Origin of the sequence: Frigoribacterium faeni, from assembly GCF_011761235.1 — a bacterium.
Taxonomy (GTDB): Bacteria; Actinomycetota; Actinomycetes; order Actinomycetales; family Microbacteriaceae; genus Frigoribacterium; species Frigoribacterium faeni_A.
In genome coordinates this window covers 328209-345790 of record NZ_JAAOYW010000003.1, presented here as the reverse complement: position 1 = coordinate 345790, position 17582 = coordinate 328209, and the positions used below count along the sequence as shown (strand labels likewise).

The window sequence follows — 17582 nt, the reverse complement described above, 5'->3', positions numbered from 1 at the left end:
CCTCGTGGACCACGTCGCGCTGCTGAGGGGCGTCAACGTGGGGACGGCGGGGCGCGTCCCCATGGCGGACCTGCGCGGCGCGGCCCTCGACCTCGGCCACGAGCGCCCGGCGACCGTGCTGAACAGCGGCAACCTCGTGTTCTCCGCGGCCGAGCCGCTGGGCGCCCGTGACGCCGACGCCCTCCGCGCGGCCGTCCGCGAGCGGACGGGCGTCGACGCCGAGCTCGTCGTCCTCGCCGCCGACGCGTTCCGGCGGATCGCCGCGGCGAACCCGCTGCGCGACGGGGCACGCGAGCCGCGCACGCTGTCGGTCGCGTTCGCCCAGGCGGGTCGTCCCGTGGTCGCGGAGGCGCCTCCCGCGTCCGACCTCGCCCCCGAGCTCATGGTCGTGACGGGCGAGGCGGTCTACCAGTGGCTGCCGTCCGGTGTGCTCGCCAGCCGGGTGCCCGCCGCGTGGTGGCGGTCGCTGGGCGTGCCGGTGACGGCGCGGAACGACGCCACCGTCCGACGGATCGAGGCGCTGCTCGAGTCGCGCCGGGCCGGCTGACGCCGAGCCTCGGCGGCCGCAGGCTGTAGCAGGCGGTCTCAGGTGGACGCGGGCGGTCTCAGGCCGACGCGGGCGGTCTCAGGCGGTCTCGGCGCCGAGGGCTCGGGCGAGCTTCGAGCGCGAGGCGGACGGCACGGCGCCCGCGTCGAGCAGGCGCGCCTCGACGGCGTCGAGCAGGGCCTCGCCCGACGCGCCGTCCACACCGGGGGCGAGCTCGGCCTCCCACTCGCGCCAGCGCCGGACGACGGGCTCCCCGCCCGACGACGTCGGCGCCCCCGACGCGGGCGCCCGTGACACGGTCGCCGTGACGACGTCGTCGGCCACCTCGACGAGCTCGGAGCCGTCGGCTCCGACCAGGCTCGTCGCCGTGCGCGTCGTCTCGAGCACGACGACGGGCGAGACGGGCCGACCGCCCAGCAGGTCCCGGACGCGGCCGAGCAGCTCGGCGGGCACCCCCGAGCCCTCGACCCCGAGGGGCGCGTGCACCTCGCGCCTCCCGCCGGCGGCGGCCGTCGAGTGGTCGGTCCCGGTCGTCCCGGGGTCGCCCGAGGGTGTCTGCTGACCGCTCGAGCCCGCCGGGCCGGTGGGCGGCAGCTTGAGGTGCCACCCCTCGTCGTGCCCGCCGGTGCGGCGCCGCAGGGTGACGCGCGAGCGGAGCAGGAGGTGGTCGTCCGTGTCGTGGTAGACGGCCCGCAGGTGCGCGGGGGCGGCGCGGTCGACGCGCGCGACCTCGAGGACCGGGCTCGCGCCTCCTCGGCCTCGCTCGTCGCCCTGGGGATCGCCATCGGCCTCCGCGCCCGGGCCGGCGCCGCGGACGCCCGTCAGGTCGGGCACGACCGCCTCGTCGCGGACGTCGTACTTGCGCTCGATCTCGGTCTGCTCGCGGGTGCTCATGCACACCGTTCTAGCGCACCGGTCTCGGGACCCGGCGGACTCGGAGCCCGCTCCCGGGCGTAGGGTCGAGCGATGAGCGACGTCGCGCCGACCCTTGCCGGATGGATGGCGCGCCAGCGCTGGTACGCCACGAAGGGCAGCACGCCCGCGATCCGGGTGATCGGCTCGTTCGAGGCCGACCTCGACGGGGTGCTGGCGATCACGCTGCTCGTCGTCGACGAGGCCCCCGACCTGCCCGTGCTCTACCAGGTGCCCGTGGTCGCCCGTCGCACCCCGCTGCCCGGCGGCGACGCGGCCTTCATCGGCTCGGCCGACGACCTGTACCTCTACGACGCCCCGCACGACCCGGCGTGGGCGCGGCACCTCTTCGAGCTGATGTCGGCGGGCTCGCACGTCGACGGCTCGGACGTCGTCGTCGACGGCACCTCCCTGGTCGAGGCCGGGCAGGTGCGCCGTTCGCGCGTGCTCACGGGCGAGCAGTCGAACACGTCGATCATCTACGACCTCGACGGCGGCCCCGTCGAGCACGCCATCGCGAAGGTGTTCCGGGTGCTGCACCACGGCGACAACCCCGACGTCACCACGCAGGCGGCGCTCACCGAGGGAGGGTCGACCCGCGTGCCCACCACGTTCGGCTCGCTGCAGGCCAGCTGGCCCGACCCGGGTCGCGACGAGGGCCGGGCCCACGGCCACCTGGCCTTCTCGCAGGAGTTCCTCGCCGGTGCGGAGGACGCCTGGCGCGTCGCCCTCGACGCCGCCTCGGCCCGAGCCGACTTCACGACGTCGGCCCGCGAGCTCGGCACCGCGGTCGCCGAGGTGCACGCGACGCTCGCCGACCGGCTCGGCACGGTGCCCGCCGACGACGACGCCGTCGCCGACGCCCTCACCAGCATGCGCCGCCGCATCTCGATCGCCGCCCGCGAGGTGCCCGAGATCGCCGAGCACGAGGAGGCGGTGCTCGCCGTGTACGAGGCGGCCGAGTCGCTGACGTGGCCGAGCCTGCAGCGGATCCACGGCGACCTGCACCTCGGGCAGGCGCTGCAGTCGCCCACGCGGGGCTGGGTGCTGCTCGACTTCGAGGGCGAGCCCCTGCGGCCCATGCCCGAGCGCTCGCGGCCGGACCTGACGATCCGCGACATCGCCGGCATGCTCCGCTCGTTCGACTACGTCGCGGGGTCGCTGGCGCAGCAGACGCCCGCGGTCGACGCGTCGGCGTGGGCGCACGACGCCCGGGTCGCGTTCGTCGACGGCTACATCGCGTCGTCGGGCGTCGACGTGCGCGCCCAGCGGGCCCTGCTCGACGCGTTCGAGATCGACAAGGCCGTCTACGAGGCCATCTACGAGAAGCGGAACCGGCCCGACTGGATCGGCATCCCCCTCGCCGCCGTCGCCCGCCTCGTCGCGCGCTCGGGTCGCCGCGCGGGCTGACCCCGTAGCCGCCCGGGGGCGGGACGGACGAAGGAGGCGCGGTGCCCGTCCTGTGGGACCGGCACCGCGCCTCCTGTGCTCCCGCTACGGGCGGGGCACGTTCCGCAGGTTCGAGCGGGCCATCGAGACGACCTCGCCGGCCCCGCCGTTCATGACGATCTTCGACATGGCCAGCGAGAAGCCCTTGACCTGGGAGCCGGTGATGGCCGGCGGCAGCGAGAGCGCCTGCGGGTCGGTCGCGATGTCGATGAGGGCCGGCCCGTCGTGCTCGAAGACCGCCTCGAACCCGTCGCGCAGGTCGCCCGGCTGGTCGACGTGCACCGCGTGGATGCCGATCGAGCGGGCCACGGCCGCGTAGTCGACGTAGGGCACGTCGACGCCGAAGTCGGGGTACCCGTCGACGAGCATCTCGAGCTTGACGAGGCCCAGCGTCGAGTTGTTGAAGACGACGATCTTCACGGGGATCTCGTACATCTTCGCCGTGATCAGCTCGCCCATCAGCATCGAGAGCCCGCCGTCGCCGGACATGGACACCACCTGGCGGCCCGGGAACGCGAGCTGGGCGCCGAGGGCGTGCGGCAGGGCGTTCGCCATCGAGCCGTGCAGGTACGAGCCGAAGATGCGACGGCCGGCGGTCGGCGTGACGTACCGCGCGGCCCACACGTTGGCCATGCCGGTGTCGGCGGTGAAGATCGCGTCGTCGGCCGCGATCTCGTCGAGGATCGAGGCCGCGTACTCGGGGTGGATCGGGACGAGCTTCTCGGCCTTCTTCGTGTACGCCCCGACGACGCCGTTCATCAGCTTCTCGTGCTTCTTGAGCGTCTTCTCGAGGAACCGGCGGCTCTTCTTGGCCTCGACGAGGGGCATGAGCATGCGCAGGGTGGGCAGGACCGCGCCGTGCACCGGCACGTGCACGGTCGCACGGCGGCCGATCACGGCGGCCTCGACGTCGACCTGGGCGACCTTCACCTGGTCGCCGTCGGGCAGGAACTGCGGGTACGGGAAGTCGGTGCCGAGCAGCACGAGCAGGTCGGCGTCGTGGATGCCCGCGTGGGCCGCGCCGTAGCCGAGCAGGCCCGTCATGCCCACGTCGTAGGGGTTGTCGTGCTGGACGACGTCCTTGCCGCGCAGGCTGTGGCCGATCGGCGCCCCGACGACGCCGGCCAGCTCGATGATCTCGTCGTGGGCGCCGCGTCCGCCCTCGCCGACGAAGAACGCGACCGTGCCCGCGGCGTTGATCGCGTCGGCGAGCGCCTGGACGTCCTCCTGCGCGGGCACGAGCTCGGGGGCACGGGTGGTGAGGAACGGCGGGGTCGACCCCTGGGCCTCGAGCTCGGCGATGTCGCCGGGCAGCGTGACGACGCTGACGCCGTGGCCCGCCATCGTGTGGCGGATCGCGGACGCGACCACCGACGGCGACTGGACGGCCGTCGAGATCATCTCGGAGTAGCCCGAGCACTCGACGAAGAGCCGGTCGGGGTGCGTCTCCTGGAAGTAGTCGCTGCCGATCATCGCGCTCGGGATGTGGCTCGCGATGGCGAGCACCTTGGCACGGCTGCGGTGGGCGTCGTAGAGGCCGTTGATGAGGTGCAGGTTGCCGGGGCCGCACGAACCGGCGCAGACGGCGAGCTCGCCGCTCATCTGCGCGTCGCCCGAGGCCATGAACGCCGCGGCCTCCTCGTTGCGCACGTGGATCCAGTCGATGCCGCCCTTCGCCGAGCCGCCGGTGCGGCGCACCGCGTCGACGATCGGGTTCAGGCTGTCGCCGACGATCCCGTAGATGCGCCGGACTCCGGCGGCGACGAGCTGGGCGATGATCTGGTCGGCGACGGTGTCCGCCATGGGGTCCTCCTGGTGCGAGCGCGGTGGTGTCGGGCCGGCGGTGCAGGCGTCCTCACCCGCGCCTCCCGGGCCCGTGTCCTCCCAGCCAACTCCCCCGTCCCTCACCGCCGACCGGGCATAGCCTGGGACGATGACCGACACCGCCACCTCCTACGTCCCCGAAGCCGGCACCATCACGATGTTCAGCACGTCGTGGTGCGGCTACTGCGCCCGCCTGAAGCAGCAGCTCGGCAAGCAGGGCATCGCCTACACCGAGGTCAACATCGAGGAGGTCGCGGGCACTGCCGAGATCGTCGAGAGCGTCAACGGCGGCAACCAGACCGTGCCCACCGTGATCTTCCCCGACGGCTCGACGGCCACGAACCCGTCGCTCGCCGACGTGCAGGCGAAGCTCGGGCTGTAGCGCCCGGCCGCCGGCGCTCGGCGTCAGCGATCGGCAGCGGCCCCGGTGACGGACGGCTCGGGGACGCGGTAGGCCGGCTCCCCTGACCCGGCCAGGGCGACGGTCCTGCCGAGCCGCCGGGTGTCCGCGACGAGGCCGATCGCCCCGGTGACGGCGAAGTACGTGGGCGCCAGGAGCGTCCAGAGCGTCACGTCGCCGTCGAGGACGACGGAGACGGCGAGCAGGATCGCCAGGACGAGGAACACCACGACGAGCGGCCCCGCGAGGAGCACCGGCACCAGCCGGCGCCGGTCGAAGACCGCGACGCGGCGGGCACGTTCGACCGCGTCGTCGTCGAGGTCGGGGTGCCGCCCCTCCCGGCGAGCGGCCTCGAGCTCGCGTCGCTCGTGCGGAGCGAGGGACACGGGCGGCACCGACCAGTGCTCGCCGACCGACCGGCGGTCGCGGCGCGACCACACGGCGACGACGATCCGGAGCACGAGCGCCGCCAGGAGGCTGGCGAGCACCGTCCCGGCAGCCGCGGGGCTCGTGTCCAGGCCCGAGGCGGACGCCGCACCTCCGACGGCGCCCACGACGAGGGCCGCCCCGACCCAGGCCGCGAGGACCGGCCGCCGACGCCCCCTGAGGAACGACGGCGCCCCCTCGACGGCGACGCGGACGCCGTCGCCGACGGCGCTCACGACGCGGCGCGCGCGAAGAACTCGATCTGGTTGCCGTCGGGGTCCTTGACCATGAGGGTCGTGCCGAAGTCGGGCTGCTCGAGGTCGGAGTCGATGCCCACGGACTGGGCGTGCTGCTGCCAGGCGACGACGGCGTCGTGGTCGGCCACGGCGAAGCCGATGTGGTCGAGGCCGGGCACGGTGGGGTCGAACGGGACGGCGGTGCCCTCGGTGTACGCGGTCACGCCCAGGATCTGCCCGTTGCCCACCGAGAACAGGCGGCGGTCGAGCCCGTCGAGCGTGATCTGGCCCACGGGCGGCGCGCCGAGCAGGGACTCGTAGAACGCGAGGCTCGCGTCGAGGTCGGACACGGTGATGGCGACGTGGGCGTAGCCCTGGATCTCGGGCATGGTCTGCTCCTTCAGGTCGGGTGGTGACCCGCCCGACCCAACACCCGCCTCCTGGGAGGCGCCCCTCCCCAGGCACCCAGAACCCGCTCGTCGCCCACAGGCCGGACTCGAGGAGGCGCCCCGCCGGCCCCGAGGACGCCACGCTGACCGGGTGCTCCCCTCCCGCGCCGCAGGCCTCCTCATCCAGTCGCGCCACGACGACCCGGCCGAACGGCGCGCTCATGCCCGTGGCGAGCTCGTGCGCGTCGCGCCCGGCCGGTACGTCCGCTCGTCGCAGTGGGCGCCGCTGACCCCGGAAGATCGACTGGTCGTCCGGACGATCGCCACGCTCGACCGACTCGCCCGTCCGGTCGTCGTCTCGCACCTCTGCGCCGCCGCGCTCTGGGGGCTCCCGCTCGTGGGGGCGTCCAGCCCGACGATCAGCGTCACGGAGCCCGGCCGCGGCCGGACCCACACGGGCGCCCACGTCACGAAGCACCGGGCGCCGCTCGCCGACGGCGACCGGACGACCATCGAAGACGTCGTCGTGACCACGCCCGCCCGGACGGCCGTCGACGTCGCGCTCTCGGCGTCCCGCAGCCAAGCGGTGGCGGTGCTCGACCACTGCCTGCGGACCCGGCTCTGCACCCTCGGCGAGTTCCGGGCCGCGGCGGACCGGCGGGATCGCCGCCGAGGCGCGTCCCGCGTCGCCTGGGTCGGCAGCTTCTCGACGCCGCTGGCCGAGTCGGCCGGGGAGTCCGTCCTCCGCGTCGCCCTCGACGGACTCGGCTTCCCTCCCCCACGACTGCAGGTGCCCTTCCGTGACGAGGCCGGACTGATCGGCTACGGCGACTTCTGGTGGGACAAGATCGGCCTGCTCGACGAGTTCGACGGTCTGCGGAAGTACCGCGCGGCCGAGTGGCGCGGCGGCCTCAGCGCCGAGGAGGTGGTCGTGCGGGAGAAGCTGCGGGAGGACCGGCTGCGTGCGCTGCCCGAGGTCCGCGGCGTCGTGAGGACGGTGTGGGCGGAGCTCTACCGGCCCGCCCAGCTGGCGGCGGCGCTCGGCCGAGCGGGCCTGCGTCGCGAACGCACCGGGTTTCGTACACTGCACCAGGACTAGACGCGGTGCAGTGTACGGAACCCGGTGCAGTGCCCGGGCGGGGCGGGGCTACTCGGCGAGCGCCTCCGTGAGGAGGGCGACGAGGGCGCTCAGCTGGATGTCGGTCGAGTCGACCACCTCGCTGTCGTCGCCGTCGAGGGCGCGGGCGGCGAGCCCCGCCTTGCTGTCGATCAGCTCGGCGATCTTCGTGTCGATCGTCTGGGCGGCGATGACGCGCCAGGCGGTGACGGGCTCCTCCTGGCCGATGCGGTGCACGCGGTCGATGGCCTGCGTCTGCTCGGCGTCCGTCCACGACAGCTCGGCGAGCACGACGTTCGACGCGACCTGCAGGTTGAGGCCGACGCCGGCCGCCGTGAGCGAGCACACGACGACCTCGACCTCGGGGTCGCCCACGAAGGCGTCGATCTGGCGCTGGCGCACGGCCGGGGTCTGGTCGCCGCGGATCGAGGCGTACTTGATGCCGCGCTTGGCGAAGGTCTGCTCGGCGACGTCCATCACGTCGATGTGCTTCGCGAAGAACACGACCTTGCCGACGTTGCGGGCGAGCTGCGCGGTGTAGTCGGCGGCCAGCCCGGCCTTCGCCTGGCCGATGCGGCGCACCATGCTGAAGACGTTCTCGCCGTTCTTCGCCGTGGTCGTGTCCTCGAGCTCCCACTTCGCGACCTGGCGGACGAGGTCGTGGTCGACGCCCTCGACCCGGACGCCGGAGGTGCGGGCCGCGAGCGCGGACCGGTACCGGGAGACGAGACGGCGGGCCAGCTCGCGCTCCGCCTCGCGGATGGAGCGGCCGGCCTCGTCGTCGAGCTCGACGGGCAGGTCGGCGATGCGGCGGGCGGGGATGTCGGCGGCCACGTCGACCTTGCGGCGCCGGACGATGCCGAGGTCGATGACGATCTCGCGGGCGGACGAGAAGAAGCCGGGGTCTGCGGGGGTGAGCCCCGCCTCCTCGAGCTGTTCCATGAGCTCGGCGGCCGGCTTCTTGTCGCCGATCCAGCCGAGGAACTCCCAGATGGCCCGGAAGTCCTCGATGTCGTTGATCAGCGGCGTGCCGGTCAGCGCCATGAGCAGGGGGTGCGCGGTGCGGGCACGGATGCGCTCGGAGAGCTGCAGCACGTGCCGCGAGCGCTGCGACTCCTTGTTCTTGATGAAGTGCGCCTCGTCGACGATCATGCCCTTGAAGCCGAGGTCGCCGAGCCAGCCGACGTGGCGGTCGAGCACCTCGTAGTTGACGATGACGACGTCGGCGAACGCGTCGAGGGTGTCGCCGTCGCCGTGGATGACCGTGGCCGTGCGGGTCGGCGTCCAGAGCTGCACCTCGCGGGCCCAGTTGGTCTTGACCACGTTCGGCACGACGACGAGCAGAGGGTACGCCCCGGCCGCCTGGGCGGCGAGCAGCGACTGGGCGGTCTTGCCGAGGCCGGGCTCGTCGGCGAGCAGGTAGGTGCGGTGGCCCTGACGAGCCGACTCGACGAGCTGCGCCTGGTGGTGCATGAGGGTCGCGCCGGCGGGGGCGTCGACCGTGGTGGGCTCGGGCAGCGGCATGCAGGCGGAGCCGCCGCCGGCGCCGTACTCGAACGACTTGAAGAGCGGGCCGAAGAGCTCCCAGTTCGCCAGGCGCACGGGGTGCACCTCGCGGGTCACCTCGGCGAGCGAGAAGTCCGGCGGCAGGAACGGGTTCGCGAGCTGGCGCGAGACGACCGACTGGGGCACGACCTGGCGCTCCGAGACCGGGGCGACGGGCGCGGCCTCGCGCACGACGACCTGCTCCTCGGGGGCGAGCTCCATGCCGGCCGACATCTGCATGTCGCGCTTGAGGGCCTTGGCGCTCTCGGAGACCACGGCGTCCTCGCCGAGCAGGGCGATGAGCGAGGTGTCGCGCGCCGCCGTCTTGGCGAGGATCTGCGCGACGCCGTCGAGGCGCTTCATCTGCTCGGCGCGCTCGGAGTCGCTCACGGTCTTGTCGACCTTGACCCGCGCGCGCTCCTCGCGCATGAGCAGGGCGATGACCTGGAACTTCGTGCGGCTGGAGGGCTTCACCTGGCCGCGCTGCGCGGCGGCCTCCACCTCGCGGACGGCGCGCGCGAGGACGGGGATGAGGCCGTCGTTGTCCACCTCGCGGCGGCGGTGCTTCTGACTGGCGGTGCGGGTGCCGCCCTGCTGGCGCTGGCCTGGTCGAGCCAAGGCTCCTCCTCGTGGTCGACGGGGTGGTCGACGGTGCTGAGTCGTCGAGCGACGACGGGTGGTGCTGCGGTGCGGTGCTCCGGCCTGCCCCCGGCGCCGAGCGGCCCGACGCGGCGGACCGCCGCGGTGCGGGCACCGGGGCGAGACGCGACACGGCCGGACGGGTGGGGTCCGGACGACGGGCTGACGGGGACGGACGCCGGTCGGACGACGACCGGCACGCCGACGCGGCGGACGGAACCAGCCCCTGACGCGAGGTGCTCAGGAGGCGCGGTGCCGGTGCCACGTCACCGGGCCCGTGCAGACCTGCGAGGCGGACGAGCCGCCACCGGCCCGGTCGGGCCCACCGTGTCGGACGACGACACGGACGGTGCTGGCGCCCACTTTACGCGGTCCGGCGCCCGTGCCGCCACCGGGCGCCCGCCGTGTCGCGGCGGGGGCCGCCGGGCACCGCGCCGCAGCGCGTCAGGAGGACGCGCCGGGCACCGCGCCGCAGCGCGTCAGGAGGAGGCGCCGGGCACGCCGCCGAGCGCCCCGCGCGCGGCCCCGAGCAGCTGCACGGCCTTGCGGCGCCCCGTGTCGGTGCCGAGCGTCGCCTGGCCGCCCGCGTGCGCCAGCAGCTGGGACGCCACGGCCGGGGCGAGCCGGTCGGCCAGGGCCGGGACGGCCCGTGCCCAGGTGCGCGAGAGCTCGTCGGCCAGCCGCTCGCAGGCGCGGGCCTCCGCCTCGTCGCCGTTGCCGCGGTGCCACTGTCCCGTGACCACGAGGTGGGCGACGAGGGCCGCGGCGTCGCGGGCGGGGTGGCCGAGCCCCGCGGTGTCGATGTCGAGCAGGCCGGTGACCCGCCACGGCTCGGCGGGGTGCACGAAGAGCTGCTCGAGGTGCAGGTCGCCGTGGATCACGGTCAGCGGGTCGCCCGCCCACGTGGCCCGGCGCCGGTCGATCTCGGCGTAGAGGACGTCGATCTCGGCGGCCCGGTCGGGCAGGGCCGACCCGAGCGTGCGGCGGTGCCACCCGGCGTGGTCGAGGGCGTCCGACTGGGCCCGGTTGGCGACGCGGACCCCGGAGACCAGGCGCCCGAGGTCGACGATCTGCTGCACGAAGCGCGGGTCGTCGGCGAGGTCGGCGACGCGGTGGCCGGCGGGCACGCCCGGCACCCGCTCGAGCACGAGCAGCCCGTCGGGCCGCGAGGCGAGCACCCGCGGCACGGGCAGCCCCTGGGCCCGGAAGGCCTCGTGCTGGGCGACGATCGGCGCGACGCGGTCCGGCCGGATGACCTTGAGGAACAGCGTGGTCTCGGCCGAGTCGAGCCGGATGACCGCCCGCTTGCCCGGTCGGTAGGCGGCGACGCTGAGCGTCGGGGACGTCACCGCGATGCCCAGCGCGGCCAGCGACTCGGGCACGCGGTCGGGGTAGGTCACGCCGGCGAGGGCAGGGAGGAGCGGGTCGGCCGGGTAGGCCCAGACGGCGAGCTGCTGCCCCGTCGACGGGTCGGTGGTGAGCACGCTCGTCGCGTCGACGCTCGTCACGTCGGTGTCGATGAAGGTCAGGACGGTGTCGGTCGTCCCGTCGGCGGCCAGGGTGTCGACCTCGTAGCCGTAGAGGAACCCGTGGCCCGAGGGCTCGACCGAGTGCGGCCGGAACGCCACGACGGCCAGCCCCGAGCCGGCGAAGGCCGCGGGGAGCACCTCTGCTGAGTTGGGCCACACGCGTCCATTGAAGCGCGTGCGCCGCCCGGGGCCGCGTCCTCCGCGCGGCGCGGTGACCGAATCGTGATGCGCGACCGGTCACGACCGGCCGGCCCGCGCCTCCTCGGCCGCCGGTATCCTCGGGGGCGTGCACCTGGTCTCGCGCATCCGTCAGACACGGCGCACCCCTCTGCTGCAGGTCGTCAAGACCTCGGCGGCCGTCGTGGTCGCCTGGTTCGCGTCCGTCGCGCTGCTGCAGCAGCCGCTGCCGATCTTCGCCGCGATCGCCGCGCTGCTCGTCGTGCTGCCGAGCGTCAACCAGTCGCTGGTGCGCGGCCTCGAGCGCAGCGTCGGCGTCGTGGCGGGCGTGCTCATCGCGTTCGCCGCGGGGCAGCTCTTCGGCGCCTCGACCTGGATCGTGCTCGGCATCGTCGTCGTCAGCCTGCTCGTGTCGTGGGCGCTGCGCCTCACGCCCAGCAGCGCCAACCAGGTGCCGATCTCGGCGATGCTCGTGCTCGCGATCGGGGCGCAGACCCCCGACTACGCGCTCGACCGCGTGCTCGAGACCGTCATCGGCGCGGTCGTCGCCCTGGCGATCAACGCGCTCGTCGTGCCGCCGGTGCTGCTCGCCCCCGCGCACCTCGCCGTCGGTCGCCTCACCCGCGACCTCGCCGCCGTGCTCGACGAGCTCGGCGACGTGCTGGCGACGCCCAGCGACCGGGAGCGCCTGGGGGCCGTCCTCGCCCAGGCCCGGGGCCTGCGCGAGCTGCAGGCGAAGGCGGCGGCCGCCGTCGCCGCGGGCGAGGAGAGCCTCATGCTCAACCCGCGCGCGAGCCGCCAGCGCACGGTGCTCGAGGCCGACTCGCAGCTGCTCGTCCGCCTCACGGTGCTCGTCAACCGCGTGGTCGGCATGACCCGGTCGGTCCACGACAACTACGACGCCGAGCTCGTCGACGACCCGGCCGTGGGGCAGATCGCCGAGGAGCTGCACCGGGCGGCGCACGACGTCCGGCTGCTGCGACGCGAGGCGGAGGACGCGGCGCCGCCCGCCTCCTCGGGTCCGACGGGCGGCGGACGCACGCCGACGCCCCCGGCCCTGCCCGAGGGCCCGGCGCTCACCGCGCCCGTGCAGGTGCTGCGGCCCGATCCCGACCACTGGGTGCTGATCGGCTCGCTGCTCGAGGACATCCGGCGCGTGCGCGAGGAGGTCATCGGCGAGTGACCGCCGACGACGCCCCGCCCGGGGACGCGGCCCCGCCCGCCGACGACGCTCAGCCCGGGAACCCGGCCCCGCCTGCCGCCGACGCACCGCCCGCCGACGGCTACGCGCCCTTCGGGCTCGACCCCGAGGAGGCGCGCGACCTGGTCGAGGGCGTCGTCACCACCCCCGACGGCCGGGTCGTCGTGCACCGCTCGGCCGTGCTCACGGACCCGGGCGCCGCGGGCGACGAGGCGCGGGCCGCCGCCACCGTGCTGCTGCACGGGGCCGCGGGCTCGTGGACGACGTGGCTGCCCCTGCTCCGGGCCGCCCGCGAGGCCGGCGCCGACGCGTCCGCGGAGCTCACCGGCCCGCTCGTGCTCGTCGACCTGCCGGGCTGGGGCGCCAGCCCCGAGCCGACGCCGGCCCTCGACGTGCACGCCGCGGCGCGGGTCGTCCTCGCCGTCGCCGACGCCTCCGGGCTCGACCGACCCGCCCTCGTCGGGCACTCGCTGGGCGCGCTCGTCGCGCTGCACGTCGCCGCCGTGGCGCCGGAGCGGGTGCGCTCGCTCGGCCTCGTCTCGCCCACGACCTTCTCGGCCCTCGAGGCCGCCGCCCACCCGCTCCGCGGCCTGCGGACGGTGCCGGCGCTCGTGCTGCTGCGCGGCGTGTTCCGGGTGCTGCCGCGCGCCTCCCGCCCGCTGCTCCGGGCGGCCGCCCGGGCCGGCCTGCTGCGGGCCCTCTCGGCGCCGGTGTTCCGGCACGTGCGGCAGGTGCCGCGGTCGGTGCTCGAGGCGTTCGTGGGGGAGATCCGGCCGCGGGCCTTCGTGGCCGCGGCCGCTTCGGGGGTCGACTACGACACGGGGGCGTGGGCGGGCATCGGCTGCCCCGTGTCCGTCGTCGCGGGCGCGGACGACGCGTTCGCGCGGCCCGACGACCTGGTGGTCCTGCGGGCGCTGCTGCCGGGCGCCCGCACCACGGTGCTGCCGGGCTGCGGGCACTTCGCCCACGTCGAGCGGCCCCGCGAGACGGTCAGGGCGCTGGGCTCGGGCCGCTGACGGCGGCGACGATCATGTCGACGCAGCGGGCGTGGCCCAGGGGCCGGAAGTGGCCGTCCACCGGGAACCCGACGTTGACCGCGCCGGGCAGGACGCTGCCCTCGGTCACGTGGGCGTCGAACCGCGACGCCATCGACGTCACGCGGCCGTTCGCCAAGAGCTGCTCGGCGAGACGGAGCAGGGCGGCGTCCCGCGGCGAGAAGGCACGCAGCGCCGGGTTCGGCAGCACCCGCGACCAGCGGGTGCCCGAGAACGGGCTGTTGACCGCGACCATGCGCTCGATCCGCCCGTCGACGTCGGTGCCCACCATCATCGTCTTGCCGACGAGGCCGCCCTTGCTGTGCGCGAGCACGACCACGCCTCGCAGGTCGTGCGCGTCGAGGATGCGCTGGGCCGCCTCGGCGGTCGCGGCGATCGGCCGCCGGTTGTGGCCCGTGCCGGGCACGACGACGATCGGGTGCCCGAGGGCGGAGAGCCGCTCCGCCGCCGGGCGCAGGAACCGCCACGTCTCGTAGACCCCCGGCAGCAGGAGCACGGGGGCGCGGTCGCCGTGCCGCCAGCGCGCCGGCACGACGCGGCCCGACCTCGGCACGAGGTGCACGCGCCAGACGTAGGCGTAGTCGGTCAGCAGGGTCAGCGCGAAGCGTGCCACGCCGACCCGTCGGCGACCACGCCCCCGGGACGGTGCAGGGGTCATGACGCCGAGGCTAGGACGACGTGCTCAGGCGATGCTGTGCGCCGCGGCCGAGCCGGCGCTCTCGTCGTCGAGCCACAGCGGCGCGGGCCGGCACTCGACGGCGGCGACGGAGGCGGCGAGCGCCTCCTGCCAGCCGGTGCAGATCGACGCCCACGGCGGCGGGAACTCCGCGGCGTCGGCGAGGAGGCGGAGCGCGAGGCCGGAGTGGCCGGCGCGGGCGGCGGTGCTCGCCGCGTCGGGCAGCGCGCCGACGACGTAGCGGACCACGAGCACGCGGTGGTCCCACGACATCTGGTCGATGTCGTCGAAGGCGCCCCACGCGCTCTCGATCTCGCGACGCAGCCGCGTCACCTCGACGGACTCGAAGCCCTGCGATCCCTCGCCCATGTGCCCCCCTCAGAGCCGGACGGGCTGCGGCGCCCGTCGGTCGGCCGCCTCCGGGCCGTGGTCGAGAAGATACCACGCCGCCGGTTTCGGCCGGGGCGGTCGTCGCGGCCGCGCCCGCGCCTCCTCGGCGGGGCGTGTCCCCCGGAACCTGGAACGCCGCTCCACCGCGCGGGACTACCGTTCCACTCCGCACCCGACGGGTGCGACGCAGCGGCCGGAGGGCCGCCCGCCCCCACGACTGAAGGAGCCCCCATGTTCCAAGGATCCCCCGAACTCCGCGAGTCCATGCAGAAGGTCCTCGTCGACCTGATCGAGCTGCACGTCCAGGGCAAGCAGGCCCACTGGAACCTGCTCGGCAGCAACTTCCGCGACCTGCACCTGCAGCTCGACGAGATCGTCGACGCCGCCCGCGAGTTCAGCGACGAGGTCGCGGAGCGCATGCGCGCCGTGTACCTCGTGCCCGACGGCCGCTCGAACACGGTGTCGTCGCAGACGAGCCTGCCGCAGTTCCCGGCCGGCCCCGTCGAGACGACCGCGGTCGTCGACCTCATCGTCGACCGCATGTACGCCGTCACGTCGACCATGCGCACGGTGCACGACGACGTCGACGACGAGGACCCCACGACGGCCGACGTGCTGCACAGCATCCTCGAGCGCCTCGAGCAGCTCGCCTGGATGACCGGCGCCGAGAACCGCCACCCCGAGCAGGACGCGAAGTCCGCCGACACGCGCGACCGCGACGAGGACGCCATGGCCGAGGGCCAGGACCGCGTCGGCGCCGTCGCCAACTAGCACCCACCTGCCCGCCCGTGCGGGCGACCACGACTGGGCACCGCCCCGGAGATCTCCTACGCGACCTCCGGTGCGGTGCCCTTCTCGCACCCCCGGAGGAACCATGACCGACAGCAACGCCCCCGACACCGCCGCACCCGGCGCCCGCACCGCCGACGCGCCCGAGGCCTACGACCACGTCGTCGTCGGCGGAGGCATGACCGCCGACGCGGCCGTGACGGCGATCCACGAAGCCGCCCCCGACGCGACCGTCCTCGTCGTCAGCGACGACGTCGACGAGCCGTACACCCGCCCGGCCCTCTCGAAGAAGCTCTGGATCGACCCCGACTACTCCGAGGCCGACAACGACCTCGGCACCCGCGAGGCCTCGGGGGCCGAGATCCGCCTGCGCACCAGGGTGACCGGGATCGACCGCGCGGCCCGCACCCTGACGACCGACGACGGGCGGACCGTGTCGTGGGGGCGCCTCCTGCTCGCGACCGGCGGCTCGCCGACGCGGCTCGACCTGCCCGACGACGACCGCGTCGTGCACTTCCGCACCGCGGCCGACTACCGGCGCCTGCGCTCGCTGTCGGGCGGCGGCCGCCACGTCGTCGTGGTGGGCGGCAGCTACATCGGGACCGAGCTCGCGGCCGCCCTCGTGCAGAACGACACCCGCGTGACCCTCGTCACGCCCGACGACGTGCTCGGCGGCTCGGTGTTCCCCGCCGAGATCGCGACGCGGTTCCAGGCGGCCTTCGAGGAGGCGGGCGTCGCGCTGGTGCGCGGTCGTCGCGTCGAGCGCGGCACGGCCTCCGACACGGGGCTGCGCCTCGAGCTCGACGACGGGTCGGCCCTCGACGCCGACGCCGTCGCCGTGGGCCTCGGCATCGCCCCGTCGACGGAGCTGGCCGAGGCCGCGGGCCTCGAGGTGGAGGACGGCATCGTCGTCGACGCCTCGCTGCGCACCTCCGACCCGGACGTCTTCGCGGCGGGCGACGTCGCGTCGTACCCGGACCGCATCCTGGGCCGCCGCCGCGTCGAGCACGTCGACAACGCGAAGGAGCAGGGCGCCGTCGTCGGCCGGGTGATGGCCGGGTCGACGGAGCAGTACGGCCACACGCCGTACTACTACTCGCGCGTGTTCGACATCTCGTACGAGGCCGTCGGCACGCTCGACGCGTCGCTCGAGACGATCGTCGACGACGAGGGCGACGGGGCGGCCGTCGCGTACTACCTGGCCGACGGTGCCGTCGCCGGCGTGCTGCTGTGGAACGTCGAGGGCGCCCGGGACGCCGCCCGCGCCGTCCTGGCCGAGGGGGCCGACCTGTCGCGCGACGGGCTCGTCGGGCGGATCTGAGCCGGCCCGGCCGGCACCGCGAGGGCCCCGGGGACGCGCACCGCGCCTCCTCGGGGCCCTTCGGCGTGCCGGGTCAGTCCTGCGGGCCGAAGAGGAACGGGGCCCGCCCGGCCCGGTCGAGGTCGAGCGCGAAGACGCCGCCGCTCAGCGGGTGCTCGGCCAGCTGGTCGGCGTCGAGGTGCTCGCGTGCCGACAGCACGAAGAGGGTGCGCAGGTCGGCGCCGCCGAAGCCGATGCCCGTGAGGTTCGGCACGGGGAACTCGATCCGCTCGACGACGTCACCGTCGCGGTCGAGGTGCACGACGACGCTCTCGCCGTAGATCGCTCCCCAGAACTCGCCGCGCTCGTCGCGGGCGAGGCCGTCGTGCGAACCGCCCGACGAGAAGGGGACGAGCTCGCCGAGGGTGCCCTCGGCGTCCCACGACGCCCGGTAGATCGTCTCGGCGCCGGTGTCGGTGAGGTAGATCTCCGACCCGTCGTCGTTCCACTCGAAGCCGTTGGTGGTCGTGAAGTCGTCGCGCAGCAGGGTCACCGCGCCGTCGGGGCCGACGCGCCACAGGCCGGCGACGGGGGCGCCGTCGGGGTCGGTCGCCCCGACCACGAACGCGCCGAAGGGGTCGCACTTGCCCTCGTTGAGGCGCATGCCCTCCTTCGCGAGCTCGACCGTCGCGAGCACCTGCAGCGACCCGCCGTCGTCCTCGGCGAGGACGACGCGGTCCTCGAGGGCGGCGATGAGGCCGCCGCCCCGACGGCGCTGGAAGCTGGGGAGGGGCGGGTCCATCGGCAGCGACCGGTCGCGGAGGCCGTCCGCCGACGTGCGGTGCAGCAGCCCGGGCGGGATGTCCGTCCAGACGAGCTCCTGCGCGTCGACGTCCCACACGGGGCTCTCGCCGAGGGTCGCCCGGGCGTCGAGGAACAGGCGAGGACGGGGGGTGCGGGTCTCGGTCATCTCCCCCGTCT

At 74.9% G+C, this 17582-nt stretch carries 17 protein-coding genes; 8 read left to right on the top strand and 9 right to left on the bottom strand.

The features are described from left to right. The first annotated feature begins 4 nt into the window (after positions 1-4). Positions 5-547, top strand: coding sequence for a DUF1697 domain-containing protein (locus FHR78_RS13740; protein WP_166761084.1), 543 nt, complete (start codon positions 5-7; stop codon positions 545-547). 78 nt (positions 548-625) lie between these two features. On the opposite strand, the gene FHR78_RS13735 is transcribed toward FHR78_RS13740, so the two are convergent. Beyond that, positions 626-1441 carry a CYTH domain-containing protein gene (locus FHR78_RS13735; RefSeq protein WP_166761083.1) on the bottom strand — a complete coding sequence of 272 codons (816 nt, stop codon included), beginning with the start codon at positions 1439-1441 and terminating at the stop codon, positions 626-628. Between the two features lie 72 nt (positions 1442-1513). On the opposite strand from FHR78_RS13735, the gene FHR78_RS13730 reads away from it, so the two are divergent. After that, positions 1514-2869: a maltokinase N-terminal cap-like domain-containing protein gene (locus FHR78_RS13730; RefSeq protein ID WP_166761082.1), complete on the top strand. Its 1356-nt coding sequence runs from the start codon at positions 1514-1516 to the stop codon at positions 2867-2869. Positions 2870-2953: 84 nt separating this feature from the next. On the opposite strand, the gene FHR78_RS13725 is transcribed toward FHR78_RS13730, so the two are convergent. Beyond that, positions 2954-4711 (bottom strand): pyruvate dehydrogenase, encoded by a 1758-nt coding sequence (locus FHR78_RS13725; protein ID WP_166761081.1) that lies wholly within the window; start codon positions 4709-4711, stop codon positions 2954-2956. A 130-nt stretch (positions 4712-4841) separates the two neighbouring features. Here FHR78_RS13725 and FHR78_RS13720 point away from each other — a divergent pair, with 130 nt between their 5' ends. Then, complete coding sequence (locus tag FHR78_RS13720) at positions 4842-5114, top strand: mycoredoxin (protein WP_166761080.1); 273 nt, start codon at positions 4842-4844, stop codon at positions 5112-5114. A 23-nt stretch (positions 5115-5137) separates the two neighbouring features. Here FHR78_RS13720 and FHR78_RS13715 read toward each other — a convergent pair whose 3' ends face one another. Both FHR78_RS13715 and FHR78_RS13710 read right to left on the bottom strand, forming a co-directional pair. Continuing rightward, positions 5138-5794: a hypothetical protein gene (locus tag FHR78_RS13715; protein WP_166761079.1), complete on the bottom strand. Its 657-nt coding sequence runs from the start codon at positions 5792-5794 to the stop codon at positions 5138-5140. After that, positions 5791-6183 carry a VOC family protein gene (locus FHR78_RS13710; protein WP_166761078.1) on the bottom strand — a complete coding sequence of 131 codons (393 nt, stop codon included), beginning with the start codon at positions 6181-6183 and terminating at the stop codon, positions 5791-5793. The genes FHR78_RS13715 and FHR78_RS13710 overlap by 4 nt, the downstream gene beginning before the upstream one ends. Before the next feature lie 151 nt (positions 6184-6334). Here FHR78_RS13710 and FHR78_RS13705 point away from each other — a divergent pair, with 151 nt between their 5' ends. Further along, entirely contained in the window at positions 6335-7282 is a 948-nt protein-coding gene (locus FHR78_RS13705; protein WP_166761077.1) for a hypothetical protein, read from the top strand. Positions 7283-7330: 48 nt separating this feature from the next. Here the strand turns inward: FHR78_RS13705 and FHR78_RS13700 are convergent, their stop codons facing one another. Then, complete coding sequence (locus tag FHR78_RS13700) at positions 7331-9463, bottom strand: DEAD/DEAH box helicase (protein ID WP_166761076.1); 2133 nt, start codon at positions 9461-9463, stop codon at positions 7331-7333. A gap of 500 nt (positions 9464-9963) precedes the next feature. Next, on the bottom strand, positions 9964-11172 hold the full coding sequence (locus FHR78_RS13695) for a phosphotransferase (protein ID WP_166761075.1): 1209 nt from the start codon (positions 11170-11172) through the stop codon (positions 9964-9966). Between the two features lie 127 nt (positions 11173-11299). Here FHR78_RS13695 and FHR78_RS13690 point away from each other — a divergent pair, with 127 nt between their 5' ends. Further along, on the top strand, positions 11300-12373 hold the full coding sequence (locus FHR78_RS13690; protein WP_166761074.1) for an FUSC family protein: 1074 nt from the start codon (positions 11300-11302) through the stop codon (positions 12371-12373). Then, positions 12370-13407 carry an alpha/beta fold hydrolase gene (locus FHR78_RS13685; protein ID WP_166761073.1) on the top strand — a complete coding sequence of 346 codons (1038 nt, stop codon included), beginning with the start codon at positions 12370-12372 and terminating at the stop codon, positions 13405-13407. Before FHR78_RS13690 ends, FHR78_RS13685 begins: the two co-directional genes overlap by 4 nt. Here FHR78_RS13685 and FHR78_RS13680 read toward each other — a convergent pair. Further along, positions 13382-14104 (bottom strand): esterase/lipase family protein, encoded by a 723-nt coding sequence (locus FHR78_RS13680; RefSeq protein ID WP_166761072.1) that lies wholly within the window; start codon positions 14102-14104, stop codon positions 13382-13384. The genes FHR78_RS13685 and FHR78_RS13680 overlap by 26 nt on opposite strands. Positions 14105-14128: 24 nt before the next feature. Beyond that, positions 14129-14491 carry a hypothetical protein gene (locus FHR78_RS13675; RefSeq protein WP_166761071.1) on the bottom strand — a complete coding sequence of 121 codons (363 nt, stop codon included), beginning with the start codon at positions 14489-14491 and terminating at the stop codon, positions 14129-14131. A 252-nt stretch (positions 14492-14743) separates the two neighbouring features. Here FHR78_RS13675 and FHR78_RS13670 point away from each other — a divergent pair, with 252 nt between their 5' ends. Next, positions 14744-15283 (top strand): Dps family protein, encoded by a 540-nt coding sequence (locus FHR78_RS13670; protein ID WP_166761070.1) that lies wholly within the window; start codon positions 14744-14746, stop codon positions 15281-15283. Between the two features lie 103 nt (positions 15284-15386). Further along, on the top strand, positions 15387-16622 hold the full coding sequence (locus tag FHR78_RS13665; protein WP_166761069.1) for an NAD(P)/FAD-dependent oxidoreductase: 1236 nt from the start codon (positions 15387-15389) through the stop codon (positions 16620-16622). 73 nt (positions 16623-16695) lie between these two features. Here the strand turns inward: FHR78_RS13665 and FHR78_RS13660 are convergent, their stop codons facing one another. After that, positions 16696-17571 carry an SMP-30/gluconolactonase/LRE family protein gene (locus tag FHR78_RS13660; protein ID WP_166761068.1) on the bottom strand — a complete coding sequence of 292 codons (876 nt, stop codon included), beginning with the start codon at positions 17569-17571 and terminating at the stop codon, positions 16696-16698. Positions 17572-17582: the final 11 nt, after the last annotated feature.

What these genes read in the sequence shown, in the direction of transcription:
- FHR78_RS13735 (WP_166761083.1), bottom strand. Translation starts at nt 1,441, where the DNA reads ATGAGCACCCGCGAGCAGACCGAGATCGAGCGCAAGTACGACGTCCGC.
- FHR78_RS13730 (WP_166761082.1), top strand. Translation starts at nt 1,514, where the DNA reads ATGAGCGACGTCGCGCCGACCCTTGCCGGATGGATGGCGCGCCAGCGC.
- FHR78_RS13725 (WP_166761081.1), bottom strand. Translation starts at nt 4,711, where the DNA reads ATGGCGGACACCGTCGCCGACCAGATCATCGCCCAGCTCGTCGCCGCC.
- FHR78_RS13720 (WP_166761080.1), top strand. Translation starts at nt 4,842, where the DNA reads ATGACCGACACCGCCACCTCCTACGTCCCCGAAGCCGGCACCATCACG.
- FHR78_RS13710 (WP_166761078.1), bottom strand. Translation starts at nt 6,183, where the DNA reads ATGCCCGAGATCCAGGGCTACGCCCACGTCGCCATCACCGTGTCCGAC.
- FHR78_RS13680 (WP_166761072.1), bottom strand. Translation starts at nt 14,104, where the DNA reads ATGACCCCTGCACCGTCCCGGGGGCGTGGTCGCCGACGGGTCGGCGTG.
- FHR78_RS13675 (WP_166761071.1), bottom strand. Translation starts at nt 14,491, where the DNA reads ATGGGCGAGGGATCGCAGGGCTTCGAGTCCGTCGAGGTGACGCGGCTG.
- FHR78_RS13670 (WP_166761070.1), top strand. Translation starts at nt 14,744, where the DNA reads ATGTTCCAAGGATCCCCCGAACTCCGCGAGTCCATGCAGAAGGTCCTC.
- FHR78_RS13665 (WP_166761069.1), top strand. Translation starts at nt 15,387, where the DNA reads ATGACCGACAGCAACGCCCCCGACACCGCCGCACCCGGCGCCCGCACC.
- FHR78_RS13660 (WP_166761068.1), bottom strand. Translation starts at nt 17,571, where the DNA reads ATGACCGAGACCCGCACCCCCCGTCCTCGCCTGTTCCTCGACGCCCGG.